Origin of the sequence: Nocardiopsis sp. TNDT3 (assembly GCF_003427465.1) — a bacterium.
GTDB lineage: Bacteria > Actinomycetota > Actinomycetes > Streptosporangiales > Streptosporangiaceae > Nocardiopsis > Nocardiopsis dassonvillei.
Genome location: NZ_QPFC01000012.1, coordinates 1 through 6,792, shown reverse-complemented (window position 1 = coordinate 6,792; position 6,792 = coordinate 1). Strand labels below are relative to the sequence as shown.

At 74.5% G+C, this 6,792-nt stretch carries 7 protein-coding genes; 2 read left to right on the top strand and 5 right to left on the bottom strand.

Translation table 11 applies throughout. The features are described from left to right. Both DQW06_RS00275 and DQW06_RS00270 read right to left on the bottom strand, forming a co-directional pair. The coding region (locus tag DQW06_RS00275) for a sigma-70 family RNA polymerase sigma factor (RefSeq protein WP_117197732.1) at nucleotides 1–1,823 on the bottom strand (1,823 nt) is incomplete at its 3' end. A 57-nt stretch (nucleotides 1,824–1,880) separates the two neighbouring features. After that, nucleotides 1,881–2,207, bottom strand: coding sequence for a YciI family protein (locus tag DQW06_RS00270; protein ID WP_013151919.1), 327 nt, complete (start codon nucleotides 2,205–2,207; stop codon nucleotides 1,881–1,883). Nucleotides 2,208–2,347: 140 nt separating this feature from the next. On the opposite strand from DQW06_RS00270, the gene DQW06_RS00265 reads away from it, so the two are divergent. Together DQW06_RS00265 and DQW06_RS00260 are read left to right on the top strand one after the other, a co-directional pair. Then, nucleotides 2,348–3,025: a DUF998 domain-containing protein gene (locus DQW06_RS00265; protein WP_117197731.1), complete on the top strand. Its 678-nt coding sequence runs from the start codon at nucleotides 2,348–2,350 to the stop codon at nucleotides 3,023–3,025. A gap of 116 nt (nucleotides 3,026–3,141) precedes the next feature. Beyond that, the gene (locus DQW06_RS00260) at nucleotides 3,142–4,062 is read left to right on the top strand and encodes an aldose 1-epimerase family protein (protein WP_013151917.1); all 921 of its coding nucleotides are present in this window, start codon (nucleotides 3,142–3,144) and stop codon (nucleotides 4,060–4,062) included. Nucleotides 4,063–4,101: 39 nt separating this feature from the next. Here DQW06_RS00260 and DQW06_RS00255 read toward each other — a convergent pair whose 3' ends face one another. From DQW06_RS00255 to DQW06_RS00245, 3 genes are all read right to left on the bottom strand, one after another. Beyond that, the gene (locus tag DQW06_RS00255; protein WP_041552345.1) at nucleotides 4,102–4,689 is read right to left on the bottom strand and encodes an NTP transferase domain-containing protein; all 588 of its coding nucleotides are present in this window, start codon (nucleotides 4,687–4,689) and stop codon (nucleotides 4,102–4,104) included. A gap of 170 nt (nucleotides 4,690–4,859) precedes the next feature. After that, the gene (locus tag DQW06_RS00250) at nucleotides 4,860–6,020 is read right to left on the bottom strand and encodes an XdhC family protein (RefSeq protein ID WP_013151915.1); all 1,161 of its coding nucleotides are present in this window, start codon (nucleotides 6,018–6,020) and stop codon (nucleotides 4,860–4,862) included. 111 nt (nucleotides 6,021–6,131) lie between these two features. Continuing rightward, a complete protein-coding gene (locus DQW06_RS00245; RefSeq protein ID WP_013151914.1) occupies nucleotides 6,132–6,596 on the bottom strand; it encodes a PH domain-containing protein in 465 nt (154 codons plus the stop codon). Between the last annotated feature and the right edge of the window lie 196 nt (nucleotides 6,597–6,792).

Sequence of the window (6,792 nt, the reverse complement as noted above, 5' to 3'; positions counted from 1 at the left end):
GCGGGGCGCCTCGCCGGTCCCGGACGCCGGTCTGCCAGAAGGAGCGGCCCCCGCTCGCGCCCCGCCACGAGCTCGGGCAGCAGCCGGGCGGTCCCCGACCTCCAGCCCACCCAGCCGTCGCCCGCCCGCGCACGGCGGTCCTCCAGGTCCAGGTCCTCCACGTTGAGCGCCAGCACGGAATTCACCCGGGCGCCGGACTCGTGCAGCAGCCGCCACAGCACGCGCTCGCGAAGCGCGAAACCCTCCCCGTCGCACAGGCGCGCCACGGTCTCGGGGTCGAGCGGCACGTGCGGTGAGCGGGTCTCGCCGCGCCGTTCCAGGTCCGCCGCGAGATCCTCCAGCCCCGCCCAGGCGCCGAAGGAGCGCACGGTCGACCGGTGCCGGTTCCACGTGCGCGGGGCCGCACCGCCCCAGGCGGTGGCGAACACGCCCGCCACCCGTTCGGGGGTCAGGTCGGCCAGGGGCAGACCCTCCCCCAGCGAACGGCACAGCCGGTCCAGGGTCTGGCCGTAGGAGCGCAGCGTCTGGGGGTCCAGGTCGTCGCGGCCCAGGAACTCCCGGGCCGTCGCGCCCAGGTCGGGCCCGGCGGGCTCGGGGACCGCGGTCTCCTCTGCCCGGCGCGACAGGAAGGCGCGTTCGGCGGTGTTCTCGGCCAGCAAGGCGGCGCGCTCGAACTCCCGCTTCGCCTCGGCGGCCCGGCCCAGCCGCAGGAGCAGGTCGCCGCGCACGCCGGGCAACAGGTGGTAGTCGCGCAGGACCGGGTCCTCCGCCAGCTCGTCGACCAGGGCCAGTCCCTCCCCCGGCCCGCGGGCCCTGCCGACCGCCACGGCCCGGTTCAGGCGCACGACCGGGGTGGGGAGTAGGACGACCAGCTGGTCGTAGAGGGCGGCGATACGGGCCCAGTCGGTGTCCTGCTCGCTGGTGGCCCGGGCGTGGCACACGGCGACGGCCGCCTGGAGCACGTAGGGGCCGGGCGGGCCGCCCGCGTCACGGGCGCGCAGCATGGCGGCGAAGCCCCGGCGCACCAGCAGGGGGTCCCAGCGGCCCCGGTTCTGCTCGTGCAGTCGGACGATCTCGCCGGAGGGGCCGGTCCGGGCCCCGGCCCGGGACTGCTGGAGCTCCATCAGCGCCACCAGGCCGTGCGCCTCGGCCTCGTGCGGCACCAGTTCGGCCAGGGTGCGGCCCAGCCGCAGCGCCTCCAGGCACAGGCCGGGGCGCATCAGGTCCTCGCCCGAGGTCGCCGCGTAGCCCTCGTTGAAGACGAGGTAGATGACGCCGAGGACGGAGGAGAGGCGTTCGGCCAGCTCCCGTCCGTCGGGCAGCCCGAAGGCCACCCCCTCCTCGGCGAGCAGCCGTTTGGCCCGCGCCACGCGCTGGGCGATGCGCCCCTCCCCGGTGAGGAAGGCGCGGGCGATCTCCCCGTTGGTCAGCCCGGCCACCAGGCGCAGGGTCAGCGCGACCCTCTCCGGAGTGGACAGCACCGGATGGCAGGTCGCGAACAGCAGGCGCAGGACGCCGTCGTCCGGGGCGGGCGCGACCCCGGGAGCGCGCTCCAGCTCGTGGGCGATCTCCTTGTGCTTGCTCTCCAGGCGGTGCTCCCGGCGCAGGCGGTCCAGGACGCGGCGTTTGGCGGCGGTCATGAGCCAGGCGCCGGGGTTGTCGGGGATCCCCTCACGCGGCCACTGCTCCAGGGCGGCGACGAGGGCGTCCTGGGCGCACTCCTCGGCGGCGCCGACGTCGTGCGCGATCCGGGTGAGCGAGGCGACGATCCGCGCCGACTCCATCTTCCAGACCGCGTCGACGGTGCGGTGGACATCGGTCACACCGAAGATGACAGCACCGGCCGGGCTCGTGCGCAACCCGGCCGGCGCCGCGGCCGGTCAGGGGCCGAAGACCTGCTGGATGACGCTCTCGCCGTCGCCGACGATGCGGCGGAAGCGGCGGGCGACTTCAAGGGCCTCCTCACGGGAGCGGACCTCGACCAGGGCGAACCCGGCCACGGCCTCCCTGGCCTCGGTGAACGGGCCGTCGGTCACGGTGATCTCCTCTCCGGCGGAGACCATCCGGACGCCGCCGGGCTCCAGCCCCCCGGTGGCCAGCAGGACTCCGGAGGCGGTGAGCTCCTCCACGAACGCGGCCATCTCGGCGTACAGGCCCTCGTCGTCGCGGGCGTCCTCGGAGGGGCGGGTGGTCATCAGGAAGCGCACGGCGTGCTCCTTCGTCTCGTTTTCGTTGCCTTCGGATACACGTCGAACGAGGTGATGTGACAGGGAACGGCCGCGTTCCCTGTCACATCGCCGCAGCGACGTGAGAACGAGAAGCACAGAACACGAGAGAGGCCCCGGCCATGACCGCCACCACCGCCACCACCGCCACCGCACCCCGTGTCCGCCGCGCCACCGCGGGCACCACCCGCGCGCTGCTCGCCGGCGCGGCCCTCGCGGCTCCCCTGTGGGCCGCCGTCTCCCTGGCGCAGGCCGCCGCACGGGAGGGGTTCGACCTGACCCGGCACCCCCTGAGCGCGCTCAGCACCGGCGAACTCGGCTGGCTCCAGATCACGAACTTCCTGGTCGCGGGCGCCCTGACCGCCGCCGGAGCCCTGGGGCTGCGCCGGTCCATGCGCGGTGCGCCCGGCGGCACGTGGGCGCCGCGGCTGGTCCTGGTCAACGGCCTCGGCATGATCGCGGCGGGTCTCCTCGTCATGGACCCGGCCGACGGCTTCCCCGTCGGCACCCCCGCTGGGATGCCCGAGCAGCTCACCTGGCACGGCTACGGCCACATGGCCGCCGGATCGGTCTCCTTCGCCGCGCTGATCGCCGCCTGCTACGTACTGGGGCACCACTACGGTCGCACCGGCCACCGGGGCGCGGCCGCCGCCTCCCGTGCCGCGGGCACCGTCCTGCTGGTCGGCAACGGCTGGGCGATGACCGGCGGCCAGTACGGCTCGCTGACCCTGGCCGTCGGAACCGTCACCGCCATGCTGTGGGTGTCGGCGGTCGCCGCACTCCGCCTCCGAACCTCCTGAACAACCTCCGTCACACGCGTCACGTGTCCCGCCGTGTCCCCCCGGCGGGGCGCGTGGGCTATGATCGCCCGGTTCGGCACACGGACGCACGGCCACGACGGGGAAGCAGGTGTCAGGTGGGTGAGGTGATCGAGCTGCGCTCGGGAGAGTACCGAGCGCGCGTCGACCGCACGGGAGCGGGACTGCGGGCACTCACCTGGCGCGGCCGCGACGTGGTCTGGCCCTACGACGGGGACGGACCCAAGGCCTTCCAGGGCCAGGTGCTCGCGCCGTGGCCCAACCGCGTGACCGAGCACGGCTACCGCTTCGACGGGGTCGAGCACCGTCCCGCACCCAACGACCCGGCCACGGGCACCGCCATCCACGGCCTGGTCCACGACCGGGAGTGGACGCCGGAGACGGTCTCCGAGGACGCGGTCGAACTGCGGCTGGACTTCGGCGGCGGGCCCGGCTACCCCTTCCCCCTGGAGATGACCGTCGCCTACCGGCTCTCCGACGACGGGCTGACGGTCGCCACCACCGCCCGCAACCCGGGCGGCTCCCCCCTGCCGTTCGGACTGGGCTTCCACCCCTACCTGACCCTGGGCGAGCCGCTGTCGGCCCTGGCCGCGCGCGGGGAGTTCGCGCTGGAGGTCACCGCCGGCACCCGCCAGCCGGTGGACGGGCAGATGCTGCCCGTGGGCGGCCCCGTTCCCGTGGACGGCGGCGACTTCGACTTCCGCACGCCCGGCCGCCAACTGGGAGACACCGTCCTGGACACCGCCTTCACCGAACTGGAGAGGGACGCCGACGGGCGCGCGTGGGTGCGGGCGAGCGGCCCCGAGCACCGGGTGTCGCTGTGGTGCGACCGCGGCTTCGGCTGGTTGCAGCTGTTCAGCGCCGACACCCTCGGCGGGGACGACCACCGGGCCCACCTGGCCGCCGAGCCCATGACCTGCCCGGCCAACGCACTGGCCACCGGCACCGACCTGATCGTGCTGGCCCCCGGGGAGTCGACCGAGCACGTGTTCGGCATCCTCGCCGAGACCCTGGTCTGAGCCCCGGCCCACCGGCGCGCACGGCCCCGGGCAGGGCGCTCAGCCCGGACCGGAGGACTCCCCGCCCAGCACGCCGCTGAGCCGCTCCAGGTCCTCCACCGTGTCGATGTCCTCCGGGCTGGCGATGTCGTCGCAGGCCACGGCGGTGACCAGATGGGAGTACGCGCGCAGGAACGGGCGCGCCCCCACGTCGTGCACGGCCATGGCGTAGGCCGTGGACCAGTGCTCGCGACCCAGCAGCACGGGGTTGCGCTGGTTGCCGCGGTAGGTGGCCACCGCGGCACGGGCGCCCTGCTCGTGCGCCTCCACCAGGCGGCGCACCGCCTCGGGGGTGACCAGGGGCTGGTCCGCCAGCGCGATCAGCACCGCGTCGACCGTGTCGGGCAGGGCGTCGATCCCGGCGCGCACCGAGGACCCCATCCCGGTCCGCCAGTCGGGGTTGTGCACCGTGTGGGCGCCGCGCACCGGGGTGTCGGCGGCGCCCAGCACCACCATGACGGGGGCGCAGCCGCCCGCGGTCAGCGTGCGCACACCGCGGTCCACCAGACGTTCGCCGCCCACCTCGACCAGCGCCTTGGGCCGCCCGAGTCTGCTCCCCGAACCCGCGGCCAACAGCAGGCCCGCCACCGGACCCGTACGCTCCCCGCCCTGCTCCTGCCCCCCAGTACCCATGACGTGATGATGCCACGCACGGGCGCGCGGGATGGGCGACCTGGCACAGCCCGTCCGGCCCTGTTCCGCGACCGCCCCCACGGACCCGCCGTGACCAGGCACTCCACGGACCGGCGGGTTTCGGTTCACTTCACACGGTGGCCGAATCCGGCCGGAACCAGGGGTTTACCCGACGTGTCGTGGTGGATCCGGCCGCTGGTCTCACGCAGGGCCCGCCCGCTGCCGCCCCACCGCACCTGCACCAACTCCGCGGCGATCGACACCGCCGTCTCCTCCGGGGTGCGCGCCCCCAGGTCCAGACCGATCGGCGAGTGCAGGCGCGCCAGCTCCGCCTCACCCACTCCGGCCTCGCGCAGCCGCTCCAACCGGTCCTCGTGCGTGCGCCGGGACCCCATCGCGCCGATGTACCCGGCGCGGGTGCGCAGGGCCACGCTGAGCACCGGCACGTCGAACTTGGGGTCGTGGGTGAGCACGCAGATGGCCGTGCGCTCGTCGATCTGGTCGGCGATCTCGTCCAAGAACACGTGCGGCCACTTGACCACCACCTCCTCGGCGGTGGGGAAGCGCTTGGCGGTCGCGAACACCGGCCGGGCGTCGCACACCGTCACCCGGTAACCCAGGTAGGTGCCCAGGTCGGCGACGGCCGCCGCGAAGTCGATCGCACCGAAGACCAGCATGCGAGGGGCGGGCGCGAAGGACTGCACGAACACCTCCAGCTCGTCCCCGCGCCGCTGCCCGTCGGTGCCGTAGCGCAGCAGACCCGTGCTGCCCTGGGCCAGCATGCCGCGCACGTCGTCGTCCAGGGCGTCGGCCAGCCTGTCGCTGCCCAGGCCGCCCTCGGCGTGGCCGGGCCAGACCACCCGGCGCCGCCCCACCCGGCCCTGGTCGGAGGGGTCGGAGACGATGGTGGCCACGGCGACCGGCTGGTGCTCGTCGACCGCGCCGATCACCGAGCCCAGCTGGGGGTAGGCGGACCGGCTGATCGGCTCGATGAACATGTGCAGTGTTCCGCCGCAGGTCAGGCCGACGCTGAAGGCGTCGTCGTCACTGACCCCGTAGGTGCGGCGCACGGGGACCCCCGTGCGGATGACCTCCAGGGCCTCCTCGTAGACCGCGCCCTCCACGCAGCCGCCGGACACGCTGCCGACCGCCTCCCCCGAGGCGCTGACCAGCATCGCCGCCCCGGCGTCGCGGGGAGCGCTCTTGTAGGTGTCGATCACGGTGGCCAGCGCGAACGTCTCGCCCGACGCGTACAGGCCGGACACGGCCGCTCGGATGTCGCGCACGCGGTACCTCTTCCACGTTCCGTCGGTGGCTCTCGGTACCAAACTATGTGCCCCGCACAACACTCGGGAGCCACCGATCCTCAGGAATTCGGCGGCCCCTCCCGGAGGTTCCTACGAGCGGTCGGGCTCGCGGCCCTCGCCGCGCTCGTGCAGCAGCGCGCGGAACTCCTCCAGAGCGCGCCGGGCGGACTCGCCGTCGGCGCTCTGGATGGCCATCACCGCCAGGGTCGTGCCGTCGGACAGGTCCGCCGAGGGCCAGGGCTCGCCCTCGGGCATCCGCACGTCCACGACCTCCGGCCAGGACAGCACGTGGGTGCGGATGCTGTTGACCACCGTCACACCCTCCTCACCGGCCACCAGCCGCGGCCGGGCCAACAGGTGCAGGGCAGCCGCGATGGCCAGGCCCAGGCCCACCATCAGGACCCGGTCCATGACCCCCCAGCTGCCCGGCAGGATCGCGGCCAGGACCGCCAGGGTCGCCACGATCAGCAGCGCCAGCCCGTAGGCGACCCACCGCACCGACCGGGGCCGCCACGTCCTGGGCAGCACCGCCTGCCCCGACTCCTCGCCGTCCACGGGCTGTTCCCTCGTCCGCACCAACTGCTCCACTTCTGGACCGTGTCCGCCGCGGCCCCGGCACGCCGCGTCCCGCGACGCCGTACCCCGCCGGACGGACCTCTCGGGCCCTCCGGCGCGCACCGCCCGACGAGGACCGCCCAGCGGCCACACGCCGGATCGGGACCCGCGCGACACCTCTTCGGCCGTCCGCGTA

Bases quoted from the DNA above. Each gene is read 5' to 3' on its own strand.
- DQW06_RS00265 (WP_117197731.1), top strand. From the start codon at position 2,348: ATGACCGCCACCACCGCCACCACCGCCACCGCACCCCGTGTCCGCCGC.